Below are 23217 nucleotides of genomic sequence, written 5' to 3' on the forward strand. Positions count from 1 at the left end.
GGAGCCACTGCGTCAGCGGCTTAACCCCCGAAAAAAAGTATCTATAGTGAATGAAATCAATTCATCATTCGATTTTGCCGTAGGGAGATCAAAATTCAGGAGCAGGGAAGTCAAACCGTGCAGCATGCTCCACACGGATGTGGCGATCAGGCGCTCATCCCCTTGAGTTATGCTGCCTTCCTCCATAGCAGCTTGGAGTCCGGCTTCGAGCAGCTCAAAGCCTTTAAAGCGTCCACTATCAATAAGGCTGACCGGGCTTACGGACTCAAGGTCGCTGATGAACAGGATATTGTAATATTCCGGACTAGCCGTTCCAAAACGGACGTAAGCATCAGATACCGTTTTCAGCCTATCCAAGGCATTCAAGCCCGCCGCCTCTGCTTCTTCCAAGCGCTGCTGGAGAGCCTGCAGGAACAGAGCATTTCCTTCCAGCAGCAGCTCACGGACAACAGCTTCTTTATTGGCAAAATAATGATAAATGGTCGTCGGTGAATATTCGATCTGATCCGCAATCTTGCGCATAGAGACCTCGGCATACCCTTGATTCAGGAACAGCGACCGGGCGGCCTCGATAATTTTTTGGCGGATCTCATTGCTTTCACGTTCTCGGCGTTTGATATGCTTCATGAGTAGATATACTTGCCCTTTCTGCCTGCCCCAATTTGGCGGCGATACGATCAGCTTCCATTATACCCGAGTTCATAGCCCCTTGAAACCCGCCTCCAGGCTGTGTCCAGGCACCTACCAATGACAGACGTTCTACAACGGATTTATGCTTCAGCCTTTTTATGCCTGACTGTCGGACTGTTTGAGCGTAACCGTAGACAGCCCCGCCGGGATTGGCGGTATAGCGCTGCATCGTCCGAGGTGTTCCCAGCTCTGCCACCACCACTTTGCTGACAAAACCTGGATACAGCTGTTCAAGGCGCTCCAATATCTGCCGTGTTACGGTTTCCTTTTTGGCTTTATATTCGGGACGTGTGGCAGGCCAGTTCTCCAATCTGTCCAAAAATGTAACTGCAATAACGCCTTTACCCGGTTCATTAAGTGTGGGGTCCATGGCGTTATAATTGGTAAGCATCCAGTTGCCTTTGGTGTACTGGCCGCTCATCATGACTTCATAATCTGTCTCCGAATCCGGTACATCATACAGAATCAAGTCTTCTTCGGTAATACCAAGCTCATGAGGCTCGCAGGATAACCCAAGATACAATTGAGTGAGAGATGTGCCAGTCTCCAGCCTGCTGACGGCTTCCAGCTCACGGCGGGCAGCATCATGGTTCGACAACAGACGGCCATAGGTATGATGAGGGCTAATACCGGACACAATCCAATTGGCTTCATACGCATCCCCTTTTTTCAGACGGACACCGGCTGCTTTGCCGTCTACGAGCACAATTTCAGATACCTGACTACGCAGGTGAACTTCTCCACCGGCTGACTGAATCGCGGCAACCAGTGCATTGGATAAAGCCTGTGCGCCCCCCTGAATGTAATACGTTCCCTCCAGATGATAGCCGATCCAGGGAATGAAAAAGTACAAGGCTGCAAGCCGCTTCGGGGGCAAGCCATAATAGGGCCAAAGTGCGGTGAAAAATTCCGTAAATCGGTCAGACAGCCCAAACTGACTTACAGCCTCCCAGGTGGTCATTTGCGTCCAGCGGAAGAAGGTTCCTGCTTTGAGCAGACCCGCTGTCTTACGCCAGAGACCGGGGGAAGAGGAAGAAAAGACGGAGAAGCCTGCCCCAAAACGACGAATGCCTGCAAACAGCTTGTCGATAGCTGTCTGCTCAGCAGGGAACATGTTTTTGAGGAGCTGCACATACTCCTGAACATCGGACGGAATATCAATGGTCTGCCCTTCCCAGCGAATGGAGTAAGGGTGTTTTTTGCGGAGAGGTACGATCCGTTGGTCCGCATTGCAGCCCTTTAGCATCTGTCCGAAGCTGCCTTCCTCGAGTCCACCTACACCATGCAGGGATACATCAAAGGTATACCCCTTTCTTGTAAATTCAGTTGCAAAGCCGCCGGCGAGGGTATGACTTTCAAAAACAGCCGTTCGGTAACCGAGCGCGGAGAGTCTTGCTGCACAGGACAAGCCATCCAAACCAGCGCCGATGACGATAACATCATATTTACTCATGATTTCATCCCCTTTTTTAACATCGTTATTTTAATTAACAGTGTTAAGTCAAGGGGATTATATACCAAAACATTACGCCTGGAAAGCCCTGTTTTGTTGGTAACCCGCCAGCTATTCAGCGAAATATAAGAGATTTAGCTCTTATTACAGCTGCAAAAGTTCAATTAATATAAAAAACATCCAGAATTGTAGCGCTTTCACTTGTCAGATTCCAATGAAGATGCTATCCTTCAAGTGGGATTGTTACTGAAAAGGCAAAACCCGAGTACATTTAAATTGTGTACCCGGAGTTTGCCTTTTTTTCATTTTATATGGATGCAGCATCCTACAGTCAAACATCCCGAACATATAGAAAGCGCTTTAAAAAAATGACACCAAAGGAGTTAATCTCATGCAAAGAAGACGTTTCGCCCTTGTTTTACTATCTTTCGTGTTCCTGCTTACGATCTTTTTCCCGTCCTCCAGCTCTGCCGCAGCAGCCGATGTACCAGCACCACAGGCTACCCTGCTTACTCAGGTACAGCCTTTGGGTGAAGTCGTTTCTGCCGTTGTACTGAAATACAGCACCAATATTGACGGGGCATCCTTGTCCACTTCCAGCTTTCAGGTTCAATCTGTACTCAATGATGTATACACAGACAGAACCGTGACCGGTGTATATACCAACGATACAGGAGCCATCACCAACCGCAGTACTCATGGCAAATACATCGTGATCGAGCTGGATACGCAAGATAATAATGCAAGTACCCTTACTTACGATGCAACAAGTGGAGTCAACCGCATCAATCCGTTGAATTATAACATCACCCAGAAGAAAGACATTGCTACTCAAAAGAAAACAGTCGTTCCAGCCTCTGCACAGACTGTAAAAGCAACCGATAAAATCACACCTATCGTGGACGATTTCCAAAAAAACACCTTTGAGAATAAAGAGGGCTTCAAACTTAACTACTTTACGTTTGAGCCTAAAGTAGAGTCTGGAAAAACCTACCCGCTGGTTGTGTTTCTGCATGGAAACGGTGAGCGTGGTGACGGAAACGGAGTAAACCTGCTGGCGAATGCTGGTGCCGTTACTTGGGCTTCTCCTGAACAGCAAGCCAAGCACCCGTCCTTCGTAATCGCTCCACAAAGCCCAATTGACCTGGAACATAAATTCATTTGGGCGGATGAGCCGCGCAACAGTGCTGTTGCCGATCTGGTACGTGAAACGGCGTTAAAATACCCGATCGACACCAATCGAATCTATATCGTTGGTATTTCTCAAGGAGCTATGGGCACCTGGAGATTGTTGGAGAAAAATCTTGATTTGTTCGCCGCAGGTGTGCCGATTGCCGGTTTGACCAACTATGAGAAAGCCGTTAACATGTATGCACCTGTTGATCCTAAACACGTCGAAGTACTGAAAAACGTTCCTATTTGGGCCTTCCATGCCGTAGACGACACCTCGGTAAGCCCTAAAAACTCGCAAGAAATGGTAGCTGCCATTAAAGCACAAAACGGAAACCTCATTCATTTTACTGAATATGAAGCAGGCATTATTAAACCCGTAGGACACTTTTCCTGGGTTCCCGCTTTGCAAAATCAGGATATGATTGAATGGCTGTTTGCACAAAAGAAATAAATGTAGTTTTTGCAGATAAAACCGAACTTAAAAGTTTCATATTTCGGCTTATATATCTCCAAAAATAAAGCGCCAGGACGGTTCGATACCCGTCTGGCGCTGTTTTGCTATCTAAAACGTTGACCTACTACTTCACTCGCTTCGCAGCTTTGATCGTTCTCAAAGCTCGTCTGCGAGTTACCTTGTTCGGACTTCTGAGCTGTCTTCTGGCAGTTGCCACATCTGTTTTAGCCATGTGCAAATCACCATCCTATTCACTTAGGCTCATATTGGGAGCATGCACCTAAAATATATTAGTAATGATTATTATCATTATAGTTTAAAACTATATAATGGATTATACAAGGATGCAAGACATTTGGGGAAGTAAATATTACCTTGAGTAATGGGAGAGATTATTTCACCCTTTTACGCTTCTGTGTTACATTATATATAAGTAAAGCGAGAACAAAAATTCGAATCAGAATTTACGTTCGCCATGTTTTCATAGTCCTTTATTCCGAACTAAATCAAAGTCTATATCTTCCCGACATGTGTTCCATAGCAATTCATCTGTAAGAAAGCTTAATGCATCCATGTTGCGCAATCGTTCGACCAACTCGGTAATCACATCTATGTCTTCACGTTGTATATGCCTGGCAAGAGTGATGCCACCTGTGTCGCCATCAACATATAGATGCGAATGATGTCTTTCCTTTTTTACATGTCGGAGGGTAAGCACGCTGTTGTCAATCATCATGACGTATCGGTCCTTGATTAGATAACCCTCAAAAAGCTCATACATATGGGGAAGATCGCAGGGACCAAGAATAAGGCTGACTTTTTCAAAATTACTTTTGTTCATTACTGTCAACTCCCTCAAACTTAATGAAGTATTTTTATGAACCTAAGCTAAACAAGCTTATCATTCAATATCTCGAAGAGTTTATCCTTTTTAGTTATTGTATACTCTATCAGGATAAACTTCAACTGTTAATATCCTTTTGTTTAAATATATTTTAATGAGGTGTATGTATGGGAATTACCTTTAAGCTTGAAGAATTGCTTCAGGATATAGGGATAACTAAAAATGCTCTTGCTCGTGAAGCTAAAATCAGGCCCAATACCATCTATGAAATGTGTAGCAATACGACCAAGCGGATCGAATTCAAAACATTTAATACGGTGATGGAAACGCTGATCCGTCTTTCTGGTCGCCAGTTAACCCTGCACGATGTTCTCGAATATATTCCCGAGGATGAATCAGAGAAACACTAATTTATTTATAGAATAGTTCGCTGCGCTTTATATCTCTGCCTTTGGCAGGGATATTTTTATCCTCGTAATTTAGAATAATTGTTGTCATCATCATTTCAGAGTACATAACTAGAATCTATACTTATAAAGGAGCACTTTTTATCATGAATGTTCATGAGAGGTACCATTTTAAACTTGGCGACATCTTGGAGGAACTTGATATCTCCCGCAATAAACTAGCCGTAGAAGCAAAAATACGTCCGGCTACTGTAATAGATATGGTAAATGGAAAAACCAAAAGACTTGAACTGGAAACACTAGTCCATATACTTGATGCTTTGAACAGATTTGCCCGCCAACGAAGATTTACAAGGACTATTACTCTTGCTGATATAGTAGAATATATTCCCGAAGATGGAATTGAGGAACATTGAGACTACCAAAGCATGACCTCAATTATTTATTGTAATTCGTTAGAACACGGGGGTTCCGTTCAACATGAGAATGTCAAACGCACAGGGAATTACCTTTAAGCTTGAAGAATTGCTTCAGGATATAGGGATAACTAAAAATGCTCTTGCTCGTGAAGCTAAAATCAGGCCTAATACCATCTATGAAATGTGTAGCAATACGACCAAGCGGATCGAATTCAAAACATTTAATACGGTGATGGAAACGCTGATTCGTCTTTCTGGTCGCCAGTTAACCCTGCACGATGTTCTCGAATATATTCCCGAAGATGAAGCCCGGGAATATTAATTTTGCATAGAGAGTGGCGTTATTTTCAATAAGCCTACACAAAGCAAAAAGACCCAATTCTTGGCAGTTGGGTCTTTTTGCTTTAATTACTTTTTAAAATGATTGTATAAACGTGTCGAGCCTCTTTACCCGACCCTTTCAAAAGTTCATTCCACTTTGCCGCCTTCTACGACCAATTGGTCTGTGAAGCCTTCTCCGTAAACGGAGGTCAGTGTGTCCTTGTAGGCTTGATGGACAAAGTTTTCCTTGCCCAGCGTATCCAGCTCATTGTTGATCCAGTCCAGCAGCTCTTTATTTCCCTTCGCTACTGCGGGGGCAATGGTATCCTGGCCGCCAAAGGCTGGAATGGTTACGGTGAAACCGGGATTGGCTTTCGCCCAAGCAATCAGCTCTGTATTATCGTTAGCGATGGCAGCGCCGCGCTTGTCTTTGAGAGCTGAGAAAATTTCTGTGTACTGATCGAATTTGAGCAGCTTGATGTCAGGATAATTTTTCGTAAAATAGGTCTCAGCCGTCGTTCCTTTTGCGACAATCAGCTTCTGATCCGAGTTCTTCAATTGATCAATTGTAGTGATCGGAGCGCTGTCGGGTGATACAATACCAAAGGATAATTTCATATACGGATTAGCAAAATCGACCTTTTCTTTGCGCTCGTCCGTCACAGTAAAGTTAGCCATGATGATGTCTACCTTGTTGGATTGCAAATAAGCGACCCGGCTAGCGGCATCCACCAGAACGAATTCTACTTTGGACTCATCGCCCAAAAGGTCCTTGGCAAATCGTTTCGCAATATATACGTCAAAGCCCTGATTTTTCCCTTCCGAATCCACGTAGCCAAACGGAGGCTTATCCGCGAATACACCAATTCGGATTTTGCCGTTCTTTTTAATGTCCTCAATCGAAGCAAATTTTGCCGAGCCTGAACTGCTGTTGGTATTGCCTCCTGCTCCCGCGCAGCCCGTCAATCCGATAAGCAGCAAGCTTACAGCCAGCAATAATGCCGTTAACTTCAACCCTTTTTTCATCGTATTCATCCCCCTGTTTATAAAGTTTCGTACTGAAATATATCCAGAAAGTGCTGGGCACGCTCTGTTTCCGGTCGGGTAAAAAATTGCTGCGGCGTGGTCATTTCGCATATTTGTCCTTGATCCATAAAAACTATGCGATCCCCTACCGACTTGGCGAATCCCATCTCATGCGTCACGATAATCATCGTCATTCCCTGTCGGGCCAGCTCCCGCATCACATCCAGCACCTCCCTGACCATTTCCGGGTCCAAGGATGCCGTGACTTCGTCAAAGAGCATAATTTCGGGGTTCATACACAGTGCGCGTACAATCGCAATCCGTTGCTTTTGTCCGCCAGATAATTGTCTCGGATACGCATCTTTGCGATCCAGCAGACCGACCCGTTCCAATAATTGCTCCGCTTGCTTGAACGCTTCCTGCTTGTTTCTCCGCTGCACTTTAAGCGGGCCTAGCAGTATATTTTCCAAGACTGTCATATGGGGAAACAGCTCATAGTTCTGGAATACCATCCCAATATGCTGCCGTACCTCCCGCCAATTCACTTTTTTGTCCGTAAGATCCTGCCCTCTATATCGGATATCTCCGCCTTGGACTGGCTCCAGACCATTGAGGCATCGCAGAAGTGTGCTTTTCCCGCAACCCGAAGGGCCAAGAATAACCACGACCTCCCCCTTTGTTACCTCCAGATCAATCTGTTGGAGTACCTTTCGATCACCGAAGCTTTTGTCCAGCCCTCGAATCTCCAGTAATACCTCCAAAGCCTCTGCCATTACGCCCACCCCATCCTGCTAATTTTGCCATTTGCGTTCAAATCTTTTGGAAAGTCTGGATAACGGATAACACACGAGAAAATATAGTATAAAAATAAAGCCGTACACCCAAAAAGATGCCGCAGGCGCTTTAATCACACCCAGCTCAATAATCTGTTGCCCGACCTTTACCACCTCTACCACGCCGATCAGCACCACCAATGACGTTGTTTTGATCATCCGGGTTGCCAGGTTAATAGAACCCGGCAGCATTCGGCGTACCGCCTGAGGTATGAGCACATGACGGTACAGTTGTCTATATGTCAGACCGAGCGCTTGCCCGGATTCCACCTGATGCTTGGGCAACGATTCCAGCGCACCACGAACGATGTCACCAATCTCCGCCGCACCCCATAAGCTAAACACGATAATTGCCGTTAGTTCCCCGCTAATGTTCACATTCAGCAAAGGCGTGAAGCCAAAGTACACCACATACAGCCAAACCAAAATCGGAATAATGCGAAACGTCTCCAGATAAAGCCGCAATACAAATCGAATCGGTCCTGACTTTAAAGTGCGCAATAGCCCCATCACGATGCCCAGCACTGTTCCGATTACAATCGAAATAAACGCAATTTCCATCGTAACGAGCAAGCCACCTAACAGACGCTCAAAATTGGAACCTTCAAAAAGCACATTAATCCCCGAATTCTGCATATCGCACCTTCCTTTCCACCCATGTCAGCAGTATCGACAGAGGCAAAAGCAGGACGAGATAAGCCAGCACCAGCAAAATTAGCGATTCCGCCGTTTTGTAGTACATGCCGATCAGGTCTTTTGCCACATTCATGACATCTAGCAAAGCAATAGCGCCGACAATGGAAGTCTCCTTGAGCAGAAAAATGGCGTTCGCACCCAACGACGGAACACTGATGGCAAAGGCCTGCGGTAAAATAACATATCGCGCCAGTTGCACCTTGGACAGTCCCAAGCTAACCCCGGATTCCATCTGAGTTTTACTCACCGCTTCAATCCCGCCACGGAATGCCTCTGTCATATACCCTCCGCCCAAAAAGGTCATGCCCACGATGGCGCACGTCATTTCACTCATATGCAGACCCATTTTGGTAAAGCCATAATACAGAAAATACAGTTGTACAAGCAGCGGTGTATTTCGGGAAAGCTCGGTATACGCTACAATGATGCCGCTGATGCCCTTCACCTTGTAATACAACACGATACTGCACAGCAAACCGACGATCAGCGAAAAGAGAATGGCCCAAAAAGCAATCTTCAGGGTGAGCCACATCGCCTCACCATACAGCGGCAAGCTCTCTACGATAAACTCCCAGTCTAAATTCATATGTACATACCTTTCAATTTTCAATTATTCCTATGTATTTTGTAAGTTTAATAACAATGATTGTATTCCAGCCCAATTATTACGTCAATACTTTGACAAAAATTTGTCATATTTATCTATGATTTAGGAATAAAACCTTTGTTCATTTCAGAAATCCATGCAAAAAAGCCTGAAATGGCTATATCCCATTCCAGGCTTTGATTTATACTATACGATTTATCACACCAGCGGCTCCGTAACTACAGGTCCGCCGAGCCTTTCCACAATCAAACGGCTTTCCTCGTTCAGTCCCCGCAGGGTCATGGATTTACCGGATTTCGTGTACTTTTGCAGCACTTTCCCAATAGCGGTTACCGCAGAATGGTCCCAAATATGCGATTGGCTGAAATCCACCACCACGCGTTTCGGATCATCCGAAGGTTCAAAATGGTCGACAAAATGCGTCGTTGAAGCGAAGAACATCGGCCCCCTAACATGGTACACCTTTTCATCATTGTCCTCTGTTGTGTTGATGCGGATTTTAGCCATTTTCCAGCCAAAATGCAGGGCACTCAGCAGTACGCCCACGATAACACCTTTGGACAAATCATGCGTAGCCACCACAATGACGACCGTCGTAACCATGATAAACGTGTCCGCTTTGGGAGCCCTGGCTATGTTTCGGAGCGAGTTCCAGTCCACCGTCCCGATACACACCATGAACATGACTCCCACCAATGCGCCCATCGGTACTTCCTTCACAACCCCGCCGAGCACCAGCAGCAGAAAGGCCAGAAACACTCCTGCCGTGAAGGTGGACAAACGCCCTCTACCTCCCGAACTAACATTAATAACGGATTGTCCGATCATGGCACAACCACCCATACCGCCGAAAAAACCATTTACAAAGTTGGCAATCCCTTGTCCTCGGGCTTCCCGGTTTTTATTGCTTTTCGTTTCGGTCATTTCATCCAAAATACTGGCTGTCAGCAACGATTCCAGCAGTCCAACCAGCGCCATCGTAAAGGAATATGGCAGCAGTATCCACAAAGTATGCAACGACCACTCAATTTGCGGTAAATGGAAGGAAGGCAGTGAGCTGGTCAGCGTACCTATATCCCCTACGGTTTTGACATTTAACCCGAATGCATACGTGATGATCGTCATGATGACGATTGCTGTCAATGGAGCGGGAATGCTTTTTACAAACTTCGGCAAAATATACACAATGAGCAGCGTACCCGCCACCATCGTATACATGATCCAGTTGGCTCCGTGAAAGTGGGTGAGCTGCGCCATAAAGACGAGAATCGCCAGCGCATTCACAAACCCGGTCATGACTGGCTGCGAAATAAAGCTTATAAAACGTCCTATTTTCAAAACACCCAGCAGCACCTGAATAATACCTGCCAAAATAGTAGCCGCAAACAGATATTCCACGCCATAATCCTTCACCAAACCGACGACCAGTACCGCTACAGCCCCGGTTGCTGCCGAGATCATCGCCGGACGTCCGCCTGCAAAAGAAATGACGATTGCCATGGAAATGGAGGCGTACAGTCCGACCATCGGATTGACGCCCGCAATGATCGAGAAGGCAATCGCCTCCGGGATCAGCGCCAGCGCCACGGTCATACCTGCAAGTATATCAGCCCGGATATTACCGAACCATTGTTGTCTAAGATTCATACAGTCTCGTTCCAGCCTCCTATATTAACGGAGAACAGCGTGTTGACCCGCAGCCTGGTAGTTGTTCCGGGCCTCCGTCCAGCGGCCAATCGCATACGTCTCCTATCATTCGGCTCGTTTCTCTCACACGAACCCGCCCGTTACATTCAGTCCATCATTATAACGTAAGGGGGCCGCAGAAACGAGTCAGGTCAGAGGCTATTTACAGAAAGAAATCACCCATTTTCTTAAAATATCGCTCGTTTACTTCATATGATTCGTTTTCTTATATTTAAAATTTTTGCAATTCCTAAGACTCCGACCTGTTAAAGTTTATCATCTTAACCTTATACTCGGATTCCGCAAACTGCAAATCTTGATCCGCCGTAACCAGCACCAATCTGTTTATAATAGCTGTCGCAAGAATCAAAGCATCCGGGGTCTTAAGCTTTCTTGCAAACTTTTCCTTTTGTTCTCTTCTGATACGCCCGGCTTTAACTGCAATCTCTGAATCAACTGCAATAAAATCCCCGCTAAGAAAAGGTATCAAATCTAAGTCAGTATCTGTGGACAACCCAGCTATAAACTCGGACTGAGTTATGACAGAAAAGAAAATATTTTCTTTATCTTTCTCAGCTTGTCGTATTACTCTATCCAAGGATGAGTCAAGTCTATGAAGGGCAATGGCTGCATTCGTGTCAAATAAATACCCCATCTAATCCCAATCCTCCCTGGATTGCTTAACACTCTCTTCGATCTCAAGTAATTGCTCCTTGCTTAGGCTGCCTCGGGAATCTAAGACGGCTTGCAACCCTTTAGGTAACGGGGACTCTAAATCAATAACCTCAGTCTCCCCTTGTTTATTTTCTATAGTAACTTTTGATGGTTCAAACCCAATATCACGAAGGAGATTTAAGAGACGTATACGATGCATATCAGTTAATTTTTTTGCCACTAGAAGCACTCCTTAGTAAAGATCAGATTCCGGTCGCAGCTCGGGGGATTCATTTTCTTATATTTAAAATTTTTGCAATTCCTGCACCAGCTCAGATAAAGCCTCTGCTATCTCCGAATCGGAATTATGCTGATACATGTTTTCAAAATCAGGGAGAGCCTGCTTCAATAGCTGATAGCTGTAATCGTAATAGCTCCAAAAAGCCACTGGATCATAGCCGCGCGCTTCCTCTTCCTCCCACTCCAGTTCATCTTCTTCGGGATCGCCGTTTTCGGACCATAGATATTTTTCGTCCAATAGCATGGTCAGGGATGCCACAGACTGCTGTGAATCGGCTTGCTCCTGTACCATCTCCAGTGCCCCAACGACCGCATGATACAATTCCAATTCACTCAGCGTAATACGATCCGATCTTCTCGTCCGTATATCACGCAATAAGAAAAGCAACGCCCATGGCGTAACCTGCCACAATGTGCCCTGATGCTCAATCAGATTAGCAATGTCATCATATTTCCCGTCCGATATGAGCTGTGGCAGCTCGCTCCCCCTGCCATATGGTGTCGTCAGACGGTGCCACGGCACATCTGTAATTTGGAGATTATGAATGGGGATGGTGTTGACCTCATGAGTATCCATGGCTCATCCTTTCCGATGGGTATCTAAAATCTTCCCGATTTAAAAATAGAATACAGCAAAAAGGCAACCATTAAGAGAGCGACGACAAAGCCAATCTCAATCGCAGGCACATTCCACAACATGGTCGCCTGATGATTCAGTGATGAACCGATAATTAGGCCGACCATAATAATGCAGAACGCCAGCAGAACGATGCTGAACGACAGGCGATTGCTGATTTGATCCAGCCTGCGCAGGAGCATTTCCAGTTCCGGCACGGTGACCTCCAGCTTAAGCTTGCCCTTGCTGATAATCGAAGCCAGATGCCTTGCCTGCCCTGGAAGCTCCATCAGCGTCTCGACCAGCTCGGTCGCACCGCCCAGCAGCTTGCCCCGGATACGGCGACCACTAAAGCGCTCCTTTAACAGCTTGCTGCCGAAAGGCTCCGCCAGAGCAAGAATGCTAAGATCAGGATCGAGATGCTCAATGACCCCTTCCAGCGTCAGCAGCGACTTGCCGAGCAGCAAGACGTCTGAAGGCAGGCCGATCCGGTGCCGCTGTGCTGCGCCGAACAGGTCGTTCAGGGCATTCCCGATGCTGACCTGCGAGAATGGAACGTCCGAGTAATCCTCGCGCATCTTATCCAGATCGGCACGCAGCGCGTTCATATCCGTATCTGGCTCAACCAGCCCCAGCCGTTCGATAGCCCGAACCATGGCATCGGTATTTTTGCGCATCAGCGCGATAATAAGCGAGGCAAGATGATTCTTCATCTCTTCACTCAGCCGCCCGGTCATGCCGAAGTCCAAATAAGCGAGACTGCCATTTTTCAGGACAAGCAAATTCCCCGGATGAGGATCGGCGTGAAAAAAACCCTCAATAAAGATTTGATGCAGCATACTGTTTACCAGCCGCTGTGCCAGATCTTTTAAATTATATCCATGACGTAATAGCTCTTCGCGATTGCCCAGATGGGTACCATCCAAAAACTCCATGGTTAACACACGTGAAGAGGTATGGTCCCAATATATTTTCGGAATATGGATATGCGGGTCCTGCTCGAACTGGAGCGAGATTTTCTCCGTATTGCGGGCTTCATGGTTGTAATCCAGCTCCTGAATGAGCGATCTGCCCAGCTCCTCCACCATCTGGCTAAGCTGATAGCGTTCCACCCATGCCCAGCGTTTGACGGCCATTGCAGTCAGTTCCCGCAAGATATCCAGATCCCGCCGAATGATGCGGTTCACGCCGGGGCGTTGGATTTTAATGGCGACCAGCTCTCCGCTGTGCAGCTTACCCAGATGCACCTGACCAATGGAAGCGGCAGCCAGCGGAACATCGTCAAAACGGGTCATAATATTCTCCAATGACGTGTCCAGCTCCTGTTCCAAAATGCCGCGTGCTATTTCAGCGGAAAAAGGCGGCACCTGATCCTGAAGCTTGACCAGCTCACGGATAATCGGCTCTGGCAACAGGTCTGTGCGCGTACTTGCCAACTGTCCAAGCTTAATAAACGCAGGCCCCAGATCCTCCAGCACCAGCCGAATCCGTTCGCCCAGCGTTTTGGACTCTGGCGTTTCTCTCATCAGCCACTTACGGGGCAGCGATAATAGCTGGAACAGGCCCATTTCCTCCACCATATAGCCAAAGCCATGACGCGCCAGCGCCATGGCAATTTCCCGGTAACGACCGGCGTGCTTTATACGAACCGCCATTTTAATCCAGTTGGTTCCCTTCTTCAGCATCGCTCGAACCCGTAAGCGCCGCCTTTTCTTTTTCCAGCTCCGCTACCTGTTTTTCCAGGGATGCCACACGTTGCTCCAAACTTGCGACATCATTTTCGGTAGGTACGTCCAGTTCCTGCAAAATGCGGCTAACCTGCTCGCGGATCGCCGTTTTGAATTGTCCCTGTTCCTCTGCGCCCCGTTCGATCAGACGATCGACCAGTGCTTTGGATTCCGATGGTGCAAGTTCTCCCCGGTTCACAAGATCCTCGACGGCTTTTTCCACCTTTTCTTTGCTGACAATGGTGAGGCCCCATCCCAATGAGATGGCTTTTTTGAACAAATCGCTCATGATATATCCTCCCCTACCTGTGATTTCCTATAGTATAACCCGAAAAGGGGAACCGCATAAAGTCCGCAGCTCCCCTTCCCCAGTTTGACGATATCAGTTATGCTAGCCCGGCAAGCGTCCGGCCCACTTGGCAGCCTGAAGAATCAACTTGCGATATCCTTCATGCTGGAAGCTTGGCTGATTGTGCCCAGGCATCAAGTAGACAACCCGCCCCAAGCCATAGGACAACGACCATGCTGCTGGCCACCATTGGCCCTCATGCTCGAATTCCATCAACAGTGTTTTTTCAGTAAACGGATCAAAATCAAACCGATACGGCTCCTCCTCGATCTCAAACGGTTCAATTCCTTCCATAATCGGATGGTCCGGCTCCGTCACCTTGAAGGACAGCTGGCCCGCAGCAGGATGCCGCAAAAAACGCGCCCCAATGAGCTGTGCAATTTCATATCGGCCTTGCAATGTAATTCCGTTATGCAGCACGAGCAGTCCACCCCCGCCACTGACGTAGGATAGCAACCCTGCTGCTTGCTGGGGAGACAGTACCTCCTTGCGGCTGTCGCAGTATGAGATGCATAAATCAAATGAGGCCAGGTTTTCCTTGAGCAGCATTTTACGATTTTCGCTGCATTGTACCGTCATCCAATCCTGTAAAATATGGCTAATCTCTCCGTCCACCCCTTGTAGCGGGTGAAACTCCGGATACGTATAATCTCCTAACAACAATGCTTTTCTTCTTTCCATGATGAATCCTCCTTGCCTAATCTGTATATAAGGACTTTAAAGGCGATGCCCCGTGTCATTTGTTCATATTTGTGTGGTTTCTGGGCTCAAAAATTTTCAAATAGCCCTCACCCGTTGCGCATAACACCGCCATCATCGCCCGAGTTACGGCATATATAATTAATTCTACAGGCAGGCTATTAAATCCTTTAGCAGAAGATTATAGCATATATATTCGATCGGAATAAACATATTCAAAAAATTATATGCGTGAACACTGGCGAATTCAACGGTTTATGGTATACTCGTAAGAAAAAAAGCGTGTTCATGTGTTTTCTAAAAAAGCTGGATCGCTTTTTAGTAAGAAGTTTATGCTTGCGGTTATAGAATTGTTAAGCTCTTTTAAAACTTATACATTCTATGAATCTTAAAAAACCGGGGAGGTTGCATGAATGAAGAGGACTGGAATGACCCGGCCTTTGGACAGCTTGGGACGAATTGTGCTTCCTAAAGAGTTGCGCATGACGATGGAGATTGACATCGGCGATCCATTAGAGTTTTTTATTGAAGACCAGACACTCATGCTCCGTAAGTACAAATCAACCAATTGCATATTTTGCGGTGCGGTTGATACGAACACTTATTTTAAAGACCAGTTTATTTGCGACGAATGTGCAGCAGCGATGAAAACGGAAGATTTACCTCTGGTCACAGTGGCAGAAACCCATTTAGCTCCTATCAAGCAAAATATGCATTTGAAAAAGATTTATCAGCGTACAGATGTCATTCTGGAAAAAATGAGAGAGCTTATGGAAGAACATCCAGCATCCTCTCAAAAACAACTCGCTTCTATGCTAGGTGTGAGTCAGGGAAGGATTTCCCAGTTGAAGAAGCTCATGTGAGCAAATCGCCAGATAAGTAATGAATACGCTTCCATGTTGTGTAAGGTTGAATCTTACCTAAGTTTAGAAAAGCCGGACCCTTGTCATTAAGGGACCCGGCTTTTTTGGCGTACACACGAAGTCGTTCATTCATCCTGTCATGATCTACAGTTGCGATGGGTGCTGGATGGCAAATTACTGACCGTATGCCCTGCACTTTTCCACCCAGCGTGCTGCCGCCTTGGGAAGAGAGGCAAGGTGAATATGCGTGTAGGCTGCCAACAGGTTTCCCTTCGCATAGCCTTCGCTCTGGAGCCCGCGCATCCCCTTGGTTTGATAGGCATAAGGATACGGGGAGGCTGACTCATCATAGGCCATCACGGAATAATGAAACTCATGGCCCCGAATGATCTCACCGGCCTCCAGCAGCAAGCAATCCTGTAATGCAGTTGCTTCCCGGTATCCGAGAGCAGCCCGCTTTTCCTGCATTCGCACGTCGGACGGGATCACCCCCGCCATGATATGTACAGCACCGGAACGATCAGTAAGCGTACGCGCCAGCACCATGTAACCACCGCATTCGGCGAATACAGGCATATCCTGGCTCACTGCGTTGCGGATATCTTCCAAAAAGCCCTTATTTGCAGCGATATCTGTGGCAAACTCCTCGGGGAAACCGCCGCCCAGGTATAGGCCGCTTGCCTGCTCAGGTACACGTTCTCCCGCCAGCGGACTGAAAAAGGAAAGTTCAGCTCCCGACTGACGCAGCAAATCCAAATTTTCCGGGTAGTAAAAGTTGAACGCCGCATCTCTGGCAACGGCAATGACCGGACGTTCCCCGGCGTCGGCTTGCGTCTCTGACCAAAGCCGATCCGGGGCAAATAACGGCTGCGCTGGCAGAGACAGCGGCGGAGCCGAGTCCGCCAGTGCCCGCAGCGCGGCCAAATCCGTGCCTGCGCGGATCAACTCTGCTGCCCGTTGGAAGAGCGGCTCCAGCTCGCCGCGTTCGACAGCCGGGACCAAGCCCAGATGACGCTCGGGAATCTCCAGCCCATCGTCGCGTTTGAGCCAGCCGAGCACGGGGATGCCGCACTCCTGCTCGATCGCCTTTTTGACAATGCCGTAATGCCCTTGGCTTCCGCAGCGGTTCACGATCACACCCGCAATACACAGCTTCGGCTCCAGACGCTGGAAACCGAGTACAATAGCGGCCGCGCTTCGTGCCATGCTGCGCACGTCAACGACCAGCAGCACAGGGCTATCCGTCAGCATGGCGATTTCCGCAGTCGACCCTGTGTTGCTGAGCGGGTCCTTGCCGTCATAAAGCCCCATGACGCCTTCAATCACGGAAATATCCGCACCTTTGGAGGCACGGATAAAGGTTTCACGCACCGTATCCGGCGAGGTCATCCATGAATCGAGATTACGCGAAGGCGTTCCGGTCGCGGCGGTATGATAGGTCGGATCAATATAATCCGGCCCGCACTTAAAACCCTGCACCCGCAGGCCGCTGTCGGCAAAAGCCTTCATCAGCCCGAGGGTGACGGTCGTTTTGCCCGCACCGCTGCCCGTTCCAGCCACGACGATACGGCTTCTGTGTGCAACAAGGGCCTGATCTGTTCGCACATCCTGCTTATTGCGATCAGTCATAAGAAACCCGTGCTACGGATATTGTCATATTGCCGCTTTTTTTCTTCTCCAGCAGCCAATGATCTGCACCGGAGGATAACAGGGCTGAAGGCTCGCTGACACCGTACGCTCCTGTATACTTAAAGACTGTTTCCGATGGATTGGGAAGCTGCACGGTGTTTAGCTCTGACGGGGTGTACGTCACCAGCTCCCAGCCGTATTTGGTGCAAAGGGCAAGCAAGCCCTCTTCATCCTTTTTCAGATCAATGGTCGCAATATTGCGCACGCTTTTCACAGACAAGCGAAGCTCATTCAAGGTGTCCAGCACGCCAGCCTCCAGCTCCTCCACAGCAGTACCCCGATTACAGCCGATGCCGAGCACCAGACTTTTCGGACGATACAGTACGCCATTAGTTAGAAACCGTCCCTCTTCCTCCGGCTCCAGCAAACGGTCACTAATGACCAGTGCCGCATTGAACGGCTCTAGTGAAGCTTCTGCCATCGAAGCATATACCTTGATATGGGCAGGCACAGGCTTGTCATAACGCCACCAGTTTCGTTCGCCTGTCTCTTGCACGATCGCCACAGGCTCCTCATTCACTACTGCCGCGCTCACCGGGGTAGCCTTGTCGAAGCTGTCGACCACCCAACCCAATTCCCGGCCGAACATGTCCACCGGAATCGTGCCCTGCACATCCGATGCGGTCGTAATCACCGGACGTGCGCCGAGTACCGAAGCCACATGACGAGTCAGTTCATTGGCACCGCCCAAATGCCCCGACAGTACGCTAATGACATGCTCACCGCGATCATCAATGACGACCACCGCCGGGTCTACCTTTTTATCCACTAGAATCGGCGCAATCATACGAACGACCGCACCGAGGGAAATAAACAAAATAATACCGTTATATTGTTTAAATAAATCCGGCAAAATCAGCTTAACCGAGCCTTCAAACAATTGAATGCCGCGCTCCTGCTCGTCACCACGCTCAAACTTGGACATGTAATACACATCCGTTCCCGGAAAGCTGGCTCCTAAATTACGAACCATTTCCACTCCGTGCTTCGTGATCGCCACAGCAGCAAATGGATTACTCACCAGGCTTCACTCCCTTCCGGTAGCCGTGAGTGAACGACTTATCATACAGCTTGGAACGATGGGCGTCCTTGTCCACCAGACCAGGGTCCAGCGCCCAGCCTGCCAAAATCATGGCATGCATCGTGATTCCCGCTGCCCGCAGATCTGTAGGCAATTGAGCGAGCGTTGTGCGCACGATTTTTTGGTCCGGCCAGGTTGCACGCTGCACAACCGCTACAGGCGTGTCCTCGCTCCAGCCTGCCGCCAGAAACTCAACGACCACTTTTTTCGCCAGCGTTGCACTGAGGAATAGAGCCACTGTACAGTGATGGGATGCCAGGTCGCGCAGCTTTTCCCGATCCGGTACAGGTGTGCGGCCCTCCGCACGCGTCAGGATGACGGTTTGCGTCAGGTCAGGCACAGTCAGCTCAGCGCCAAGTACGGCAGCAGAAGCGAAGACCGAGCTGACGCCCGGCACGATTTCGTAAGCGACTCCGCGCTGCTTCAGCAGCACCATTTGCTCCAAAATCGCGCCGTACACTGCCGGGTCACCCGTATGTACACGAGCTACACTGCGTCCAGCCAGCACAGCCTCACTCATAATTTCAACCTGCCGCTCCAGATCCATGCCTGAGCTTTGCAGTACCTGCGCCTCTGGCTTAGCCGTAGCAATCAGCTCGTCGTTCACAAGTGAATCCGTATACAGTACCACATCTGCTGTACGTAAAATTCTGGAGCCTTTGACGGTAATCAGCTCAGGATCACCAGGCCCCGCTCCTACAATATATACTTTCGGCTCCAAACTCATTTGCTCACCACCATCAGACTCAAATATTCAAGCTCCTGTCCGCGCAGCTCGCGCGCGTCATGCCATACCATTTCATAAGGAGAAGTAACCTTGGTAATGACAGACGCCCGATCCCCCAGATTCAGCTCATCCAACACATCCAATATCAGATCCAGCACCTTGGCAACCTTGATAAACACGACCGTATCGTGATTTTCAATCGCCCGCTTCATCGCTTCCCGATCATCCGTAGCCGGAATAATACCGACCTGCTGATCTCCGTCTGCCAAAGGCAATTCCAGGGCCGCCGCCGCTCCCAACACGGACGAAATGCCCGGAATAGACACAATCGGCACCTCGGGATGAAGATCCTTCATGAGCCGTGCCAAGTGAATAAAGGTACTGTACAGATTGGGGTCTCCTTCTGTGACAAAGGCTACATCCTTGCCTTGACTCAGAGCCTCCCAGCAGGCCATCACCGTTTTGTTCCACTCCCGCTCCAGTACCACCGGGTCCTTGGTCATTGGAAAAATCAGCCCCAGCATCTCTTTTTCCTCCGGGTTTACGTACAGCTCCACAATTTCATGGGCATACGATTTGCCCCCCCGACGTTTCTTCGGATAAGCCACAACCGCGCATTCCTGAATCATGCGATACGCCTTGACCGTAATCAGCTCGGGATCACCCGGCCCCACGCCTACGCCGTAAAGTGTTCCTGTTGCCGCCATATTCATGCTGTCTCTCTCCCCCTCTTGATCCACCCAATTACTCCCCTGCTACCTCGTCAGCCGCTTCCATCGTCGGCCGTCCCGTAATGACATAGATCGGATTCAGTCCGTCAAAACGTGTCATATTCAAAATCGGCTTGCTACGCGCTGTTTGCAGTAACGTCACCGAGGTGTCCAGTCCTGCTTCCTGCATCGCCTTCATACCGTCATGCAGCGTCTCAATCGTCGCAGCATTCACTACAATACGTCCATCCGTACGCAGACGGGAAGCACACAGACGAATCAGCTCCGTCAGTTCTCCCCCGCTTCCGCCGATAAACACTGCATCCGGGTCTGGCAGCTCGTCCAGTCCGGCAGGTGCTTTGGCGTGAATGACCGGAAAATCGGTACGGAATTTGATCTTGTTCGCTTCCACATTGACCAGATCGCCTTCATTCTTCTCAATGGCAAATACTTGCCCGTACTTGGCCAGTCGCGCGCATTCCACAGCTACAGACCCTGAGCCTGCGCCAATGTCCCATACGATGCTTCGCTCGGTCAGACGCAGCTCGGACAAACTGAACACGCGCACTTCACGCTTCGTAATCAGCCCTTTTTCCGGCTTGCGCTGGTGAAATTCCGCGTCCTCGAAACCAAACCCCCGACGAATCGCTGGTACATCCGCACCTTTACGGCGGCGCAAAATAACCACATTCAGTGATTGGAACTCCCCCTGTGCCATCTCTTCCAGCGTATAATGCCGATACGCCTCATCCGGACCGCCCAAACGCTCACCGACAAAGGCATCGTATTCGGTCATGCCGTAATGCAGCAGATAGGCAGCAACTGCGGCGGGATGATTCCGGTCGTCCGTCAGCAGCGCGACCTTGTTCTGTCCGTCGATCCGCTGTGCCAGTCCGGTCATCGGACGGCCGTGTACGCTTTCCAGCACCGCATCCTGCCAGCTCTCGCCCAAACGCGCAAACGCCAACTGAACCGAGCTGAGATGCGGCAAAATATCCAGATGCTCAGCCCCCAGCTTGGCGGATAAATACCCTGCGATGCCAAAAAAAAGCGGATCGCCTGACGCAAGCACAACAATATCCTTGTCCTCACGCAAACGTCCCAATTCTTCCACCACGGCGGAGAAGCCGCTCTTTAATGTTCGTTTTTCCCCTGCGGCTGTTGGAAAAAAGGCCAGTTGACGCTCTCCCCCAACCAGCACGTCCGCACGCTCGATTCGCTCCAACGTCTCCTGCGACAGACCTGCCGCTCCATTTTCACCAATACCAATGACACGGATCACTCTACTCACCGACTCTCGCCCTCCCCAGCACGTTTCCTTTCAGCGTTACCAGTACCATTTCTACGACAATTCCACCACCTGCATGCTCCAAACAATGCTGACAGCCATAGGTGCACAGCTTTTCAAAAAAACTCAGCACATTCGCCTCGGTCATCATATCCGCCACCTGGGTAGCTGTATTCGCCTCGGCCACCGCTGCTGCAAGCGACTCGTCCACACCCGCTTCACGCGCGACCTTGGCCAAAAAGCCAAAATCCACCGGGGCGCTCTTGGAATGAACCATCATGACACCTTGAGCGACCTTCGACAGCTTGCCGGGCATGCCGACGAGAATAATTTTCTTCATTCCCAGCCGTTTTCCGTGCTTGATCGCAAAGCCGACAAAATCGCCCATCTGAATAAAAGCTTCTTCCGTCAACTGATCGTACATTTGCATTGCATATTTTTCACTGCTACCGCCTGTGGTCAGGACAATTTCCTTGCAATCCATGGCTTGCGCAACCGATATGGCCTGCACGACACTCGCTTTATAAGCTGAGGTAGAAAATGGAACCACCACACCTCGCGTACCCAGTATGGAGATACCGCCAAGAATACCAAGTCGCCCATTCAGCGTCTTCTTGGCGATTTCTTCGCCGTCCGGTACGCTGATGACGACACGGACACCTTTGGCCGATCCATGCTCCTCAAGCACGCCTGTGACGGCCTCCATAATCATTCGGCGCGGCACAGGATTAATCGCCGCTTCCCCGACAGGCACAGGCAGGCCGGGCTTCGTCACCCGCCCCACGCCGATGCCGCCGTCGAGTTCAATGCCCGGCTCCTCCCGCCAACTGACGGACGCGATAATTCTCGCCTGATGCGTCGCATCCGGGTCATCGCCGCCGTCCTTGATCGTCGTACAGGAAGCCTCGTCCGCGTTCAGCACAGGCTCGATCAGCTCGAACGCATGATCGAATCCCGCTGGCAGCGATATCACCGCTTCCTTCGGCGGAATGCCCGTGATGAGCAGTTGCACCGCTCCTTTGGCAACCGCAGCCGCACAGGCTCCAGTCGTAAAGCCTGACCGCATCGGCTTGTCCGGCGCGGGAGCTTCACCGCTTTTCATCCGTTTGGGCCTGTCGGCGGACGTCGCTTCCTTTTCCATACCAATTCCTCCTTAACCTCTCATGCTGATCATGCTCCAATTCATTTCATGATACAGCAAACGGGCAACCGCATCTAGCGGACAGCCATTAAGGAGATTGCATTCAATGCCGCCACGACGATGGTACTGCCGCCCTTACGCCCAATGTTCGTAATGAACGGAATATCGAGCTTGCGCAGCTCGTCCTTCGATTCTGCCGCCGATACGAAGCCAACAGGCATCCCGATAATCAGGCCGGGCTTGGCCGCTCCTTCTTTTACCAGACGAATCAGCTCCAGCAGAGCTGTCGGTGCATTACCGATCGCATAAATACCGCCTTCGCCTGCCTGAATCGCTTTGCGCATCGAAATGATGGCGCGTGTCGTATTCAGTCTTTTCGCTTCCTCCATCACGTCCGGGTCAGAAATATAGACATGCACATCCCCGCCAAACTGACGGATACGATCCTTGCTCAGACCCGCCTGAATCATTTGCACGTCCGCAACGACCTGCTGCCCTGCGCGAATGGCTGCAACCCCGGCTTCAATCGCTTTTGGATGAAACACCATGCTGCGACCCAGCTCGAAATCAGCAGACGCGTGAATAACGCGCTGTACGACTGGATATTGCGCTTCTGTAAAAGGATGCTCTCCCAGTTCTTCCGTGATCATCTCGAAGCTTTTGCCCTCAATCTCCTGCGGCTGCACCGTCAGCGGTTTGAAATCTGTTTTAAAATCCATCGTCTCGACCACTCCCTTATGGAAAATTAGTTTATATACGTATTT

Annotated in this window: 27 protein-coding genes; 5 read left to right on the forward strand and 22 right to left on the reverse strand. The window is 49.3% G+C overall.

Annotated elements, in window-relative coordinates:
- Nucleotides 1-12: 12 nt before the first annotated feature.
- The gene (locus HPL003_RS05035; protein WP_014278536.1) at nucleotides 13-627 is read right to left on the reverse strand and encodes a TetR/AcrR family transcriptional regulator; all 615 of its coding nucleotides are present in this window, start codon (nucleotides 625-627) and stop codon (nucleotides 13-15) included.
- Nucleotides 599-2143: a phytoene desaturase family protein gene (locus HPL003_RS05040; RefSeq protein ID WP_014278537.1), complete on the reverse strand. Its 1545-nt coding sequence runs from the start codon at nucleotides 2141-2143 to the stop codon at nucleotides 599-601. The genes HPL003_RS05035 and HPL003_RS05040 overlap by 29 nt, the downstream gene beginning before the upstream one ends.
- Nucleotides 2144-2534: 391 nt before the next feature.
- Between HPL003_RS05040 and HPL003_RS05045 the strand changes: the two genes are divergently transcribed.
- Complete coding sequence (locus HPL003_RS05045) at nucleotides 2535-3767, forward strand: PHB depolymerase family esterase (RefSeq protein WP_014278538.1); 1233 nt, start codon at nucleotides 2535-2537, stop codon at nucleotides 3765-3767.
- A 127-nt stretch (nucleotides 3768-3894) separates the two neighbouring features.
- Here HPL003_RS05045 and HPL003_RS28845 read toward each other — a convergent pair whose 3' ends face one another.
- Complete coding sequence (locus HPL003_RS28845; protein ID WP_158308728.1) at nucleotides 3895-4002, reverse strand: putative metal homeostasis protein; 108 nt, start codon at nucleotides 4000-4002, stop codon at nucleotides 3895-3897.
- A 249-nt stretch (nucleotides 4003-4251) separates the two neighbouring features.
- Nucleotides 4252-4611, reverse strand: coding sequence for a hypothetical protein (locus tag HPL003_RS05050; protein WP_014278539.1), 360 nt, complete (start codon nucleotides 4609-4611; stop codon nucleotides 4252-4254).
- Between the two features lie 170 nt (nucleotides 4612-4781).
- Between HPL003_RS05050 and HPL003_RS05055 the strand changes: the two genes are divergently transcribed.
- The 3 genes from HPL003_RS05055 (at nucleotide 4782) to HPL003_RS05065 (ending at nucleotide 5762) form a co-directional block, all read left to right on the forward strand.
- Nucleotides 4782-5024, forward strand: coding sequence for a helix-turn-helix domain-containing protein (locus HPL003_RS05055; protein ID WP_014278540.1), 243 nt, complete (start codon nucleotides 4782-4784; stop codon nucleotides 5022-5024).
- Between the two features lie 143 nt (nucleotides 5025-5167).
- Nucleotides 5168-5437, forward strand: coding sequence for a helix-turn-helix domain-containing protein (locus HPL003_RS05060; RefSeq protein WP_014278541.1), 270 nt, complete (start codon nucleotides 5168-5170; stop codon nucleotides 5435-5437).
- Between the two features lie 64 nt (nucleotides 5438-5501).
- Nucleotides 5502-5762, forward strand: coding sequence for a helix-turn-helix domain-containing protein (locus tag HPL003_RS05065; protein WP_014278542.1), 261 nt, complete (start codon nucleotides 5502-5504; stop codon nucleotides 5760-5762).
- 146 nt (nucleotides 5763-5908) lie between these two features.
- On the opposite strand, the gene HPL003_RS05070 is transcribed toward HPL003_RS05065, so the two are convergent.
- The 11 genes from HPL003_RS05070 to HPL003_RS05120 form a co-directional block, all read right to left on the reverse strand.
- Nucleotides 5909-6787: a cysteine ABC transporter substrate-binding protein gene (locus HPL003_RS05070; RefSeq protein ID WP_014278543.1), complete on the reverse strand. Its 879-nt coding sequence runs from the start codon at nucleotides 6785-6787 to the stop codon at nucleotides 5909-5911.
- Between the two features lie 17 nt (nucleotides 6788-6804).
- Nucleotides 6805-7560 (reverse strand): amino acid ABC transporter ATP-binding protein, encoded by a 756-nt coding sequence (locus tag HPL003_RS05075; RefSeq protein ID WP_043922306.1) that lies wholly within the window; start codon nucleotides 7558-7560, stop codon nucleotides 6805-6807.
- A gap of 18 nt (nucleotides 7561-7578) precedes the next feature.
- The gene (locus HPL003_RS05080) at nucleotides 7579-8256 is read right to left on the reverse strand and encodes an amino acid ABC transporter permease (protein WP_014278545.1); all 678 of its coding nucleotides are present in this window, start codon (nucleotides 8254-8256) and stop codon (nucleotides 7579-7581) included.
- A complete protein-coding gene (locus HPL003_RS05085) occupies nucleotides 8237-8902 on the reverse strand; it encodes an amino acid ABC transporter permease (protein WP_014278546.1) in 666 nt (221 codons plus the stop codon). Before HPL003_RS05085 ends, HPL003_RS05080 begins: the two co-directional genes overlap by 20 nt.
- 219 nt (nucleotides 8903-9121) lie before the next feature.
- Entirely contained in the window at nucleotides 9122-10570 is a 1449-nt protein-coding gene (locus HPL003_RS05090) for a SulP family inorganic anion transporter (RefSeq protein WP_014278547.1), read from the reverse strand.
- A gap of 289 nt (nucleotides 10571-10859) precedes the next feature.
- Nucleotides 10860-11264 (reverse strand): PIN domain-containing protein, encoded by a 405-nt coding sequence (locus HPL003_RS05095; RefSeq protein ID WP_014278548.1) that lies wholly within the window; start codon nucleotides 11262-11264, stop codon nucleotides 10860-10862.
- Nucleotides 11265-11504 carry a hypothetical protein gene (locus HPL003_RS05100; RefSeq protein WP_014278549.1) on the reverse strand — a complete coding sequence of 80 codons (240 nt, stop codon included), beginning with the start codon at nucleotides 11502-11504 and terminating at the stop codon, nucleotides 11265-11267.
- Between the two features lie 63 nt (nucleotides 11505-11567).
- Nucleotides 11568-12140: a hypothetical protein gene (locus tag HPL003_RS05105; RefSeq protein WP_014278550.1), complete on the reverse strand. Its 573-nt coding sequence runs from the start codon at nucleotides 12138-12140 to the stop codon at nucleotides 11568-11570.
- Nucleotides 12141-12163: 23 nt separating this feature from the next.
- Nucleotides 12164-13834 carry an ABC1 kinase family protein gene (locus HPL003_RS05110; RefSeq protein ID WP_043922307.1) on the reverse strand — a complete coding sequence of 557 codons (1671 nt, stop codon included), beginning with the start codon at nucleotides 13832-13834 and terminating at the stop codon, nucleotides 12164-12166.
- A gap of 1 nt (nucleotide 13835) precedes the next feature.
- The gene (locus tag HPL003_RS05115) at nucleotides 13836-14195 is read right to left on the reverse strand and encodes a phasin family protein (RefSeq protein WP_014278552.1); all 360 of its coding nucleotides are present in this window, start codon (nucleotides 14193-14195) and stop codon (nucleotides 13836-13838) included.
- 102 nt (nucleotides 14196-14297) lie between these two features.
- Nucleotides 14298-14936 carry a ThuA domain-containing protein gene (locus HPL003_RS05120; RefSeq protein WP_014278553.1) on the reverse strand — a complete coding sequence of 213 codons (639 nt, stop codon included), beginning with the start codon at nucleotides 14934-14936 and terminating at the stop codon, nucleotides 14298-14300.
- Nucleotides 14937-15367: 431 nt separating this feature from the next.
- Here HPL003_RS05120 and HPL003_RS05125 point away from each other — a divergent pair, with 431 nt between their 5' ends.
- A complete protein-coding gene (locus HPL003_RS05125) occupies nucleotides 15368-15817 on the forward strand; it encodes an AbrB/MazE/SpoVT family DNA-binding domain-containing protein (RefSeq protein ID WP_014278554.1) in 450 nt (149 codons plus the stop codon).
- Between the two features lie 174 nt (nucleotides 15818-15991).
- Here the strand turns inward: HPL003_RS05125 and HPL003_RS05130 are convergent, their stop codons facing one another.
- From HPL003_RS05130 to HPL003_RS05160, 7 genes are all read right to left on the reverse strand, one after another.
- The gene (locus HPL003_RS05130) at nucleotides 15992-17446 is read right to left on the reverse strand and encodes a cobyrinic acid a,c-diamide synthase CobB (RefSeq protein WP_014278555.1); all 1455 of its coding nucleotides are present in this window, start codon (nucleotides 17444-17446) and stop codon (nucleotides 15992-15994) included.
- Nucleotides 17439-18527, reverse strand: a complete 1089-nt coding sequence (locus HPL003_RS05135) for a cobalt-precorrin 5A hydrolase (protein ID WP_014278556.1) — start codon at nucleotides 18525-18527, stop codon at nucleotides 17439-17441. Before HPL003_RS05135 ends, HPL003_RS05130 begins: the two co-directional genes overlap by 8 nt.
- Entirely contained in the window at nucleotides 18520-19314 is a 795-nt protein-coding gene (gene cobM, locus HPL003_RS05140; RefSeq protein ID WP_014278557.1) for a precorrin-4 C(11)-methyltransferase, read from the reverse strand. Before cobM ends, HPL003_RS05135 begins: the two co-directional genes overlap by 8 nt.
- The gene (cobI, locus tag HPL003_RS05145) at nucleotides 19311-20027 is read right to left on the reverse strand and encodes a precorrin-2 C(20)-methyltransferase (RefSeq protein WP_014278558.1); all 717 of its coding nucleotides are present in this window, start codon (nucleotides 20025-20027) and stop codon (nucleotides 19311-19313) included. The genes cobM and cobI overlap by 4 nt, the downstream gene beginning before the upstream one ends.
- A 31-nt stretch (nucleotides 20028-20058) precedes the next feature.
- A complete protein-coding gene (locus HPL003_RS05150) occupies nucleotides 20059-21315 on the reverse strand; it encodes a bifunctional cobalt-precorrin-7 (C(5))-methyltransferase/cobalt-precorrin-6B (C(15))-methyltransferase (protein WP_014278559.1) in 1257 nt (418 codons plus the stop codon).
- Nucleotides 21308-22453, reverse strand: a complete 1146-nt coding sequence (locus tag HPL003_RS05155) for a cobalt-precorrin-5B (C(1))-methyltransferase (protein WP_014278560.1) — start codon at nucleotides 22451-22453, stop codon at nucleotides 21308-21310. The genes HPL003_RS05150 and HPL003_RS05155 overlap by 8 nt, the downstream gene beginning before the upstream one ends.
- A gap of 74 nt (nucleotides 22454-22527) precedes the next feature.
- Entirely contained in the window at nucleotides 22528-23172 is a 645-nt protein-coding gene (locus HPL003_RS05160; protein WP_014278561.1) for a precorrin-8X methylmutase, read from the reverse strand.
- Between the last annotated feature and the right edge of the window lie 45 nt (nucleotides 23173-23217).

Source organism: Paenibacillus terrae HPL-003 (assembly GCF_000235585.1).
Taxonomy (GTDB): domain Bacteria; phylum Bacillota; class Bacilli; order Paenibacillales; family Paenibacillaceae; genus Paenibacillus; species Paenibacillus terrae_B.